The organism is Xenorhabdus khoisanae, assembly GCF_001037465.1.
Lineage (GTDB): Bacteria > Pseudomonadota > Gammaproteobacteria > Enterobacterales > Enterobacteriaceae > Xenorhabdus > Xenorhabdus khoisanae.
Genome location: NZ_LFCV01000262.1, coordinates 1 through 1,051, shown reverse-complemented (window position 1 = coordinate 1,051; position 1,051 = coordinate 1). Strand labels below are relative to the sequence as shown.

The window sequence follows — 1,051 nt, the reverse complement described above, 5'->3', positions numbered from 1 at the left end:
AATCTATTGATGTTTTATTTTCTTCGATTTTGACAGGTGAAAGAGATATTTTATTGAGTTATAAGTGCTGCTCAAAAAAAGAATAAGAATGGATATAAAAGAAATTTTTATGTTTTAGAACACCCCATTTTTTCAAATGGGGGGCTGATTTATTGAAAATACAATCAATTGGTTACTTATAGAGATTCTGTAATTTATCAATTTGCAACTTATCTAACTGTAATTTATCCAACTGAAATTTTTCTAAATAGCTAGCAAATGAAGATTCGATATGTTGCGGAAGAATAATGGCAATTACTACTAGCAACACAGCGATGAAGCGTTCAGTTTTCTTGCGTTGTTTATCCTTACCTCTAACAATAGGAATACAAAAACGTATTCTTAATGGCCATAAAAGTGGAATACCGGCAGGAGTCAGCATATCAGCAATCAAATGGCTGATATAACCCACAACCATGGCATGGATAAAATCAGTTGGAATAGGCCAGTCAGGGGGGATTTCAGTCTGAAATAAAGTAATACCTGCAATGAGAGCTAATAAACTGTGTGTAAACCCACGATGCCCGCATAAGCGCGCAATTGGAATGGATATAAAACGGAATAATCTACCTAAAGTTGAACTTGGGTGATCAATATCAGGTAGTAATGAAGCCAGAAGTGCGCCAGGAAGCATATGTAGCCAATCTCCATGTGCTATTTCTGGTGTAATTTCTAGCTGGTGAGCCAATACAAGGCTGGCAACGGAAAAAAGAAGATGTCCTTCTGCTGTCATAACGATTTATACTAATTATTTATGCTGATTGCTGTGTATACGTACAGTTGGCAGTATAGAGGGTTTTGCATAAGGATGATAGGGGGTAAATAAGAAAAATCTTTATTTATCTGAAGCAATTCAGTGGATAACAAGAGCTTAATATTTGCGCTGCCAGATGTAAGAAAAGTGAGTATGGGGCTGTGGCAGCGCGGCAGCTATTTAGCTATTAAGTAATCATATACTAATGAAATGGACTCCTCCCCAAATCGGCTTCAGTGAGCCATGCTGAATATATCA

Annotated in this window: 1 protein-coding gene; it reads right to left on the bottom strand. The window is 36.7% G+C overall.

Features of this window, described 5'->3' with window-relative positions; translation table 11 throughout:
• Window positions 1-172 precede the first annotated feature (172 nt).
• Window positions 173-772 carry a metal-dependent hydrolase gene (locus tag AB204_RS20670; RefSeq protein ID WP_047965260.1) on the bottom strand — a complete coding sequence of 200 codons (600 nt, stop codon included), beginning with the start codon at window positions 770-772 and terminating at the stop codon, window positions 173-175.
• Window positions 773-1,051 lie beyond the last annotated feature (279 nt).

Coding starts and splice junctions, on each gene's coding strand:
- AB204_RS20670 (WP_047965260.1), bottom strand. CDS start 772: ATGACAGCAGAAGGACATCTTCTTTTTTCCGTTGCCAGCCTTGTATTG.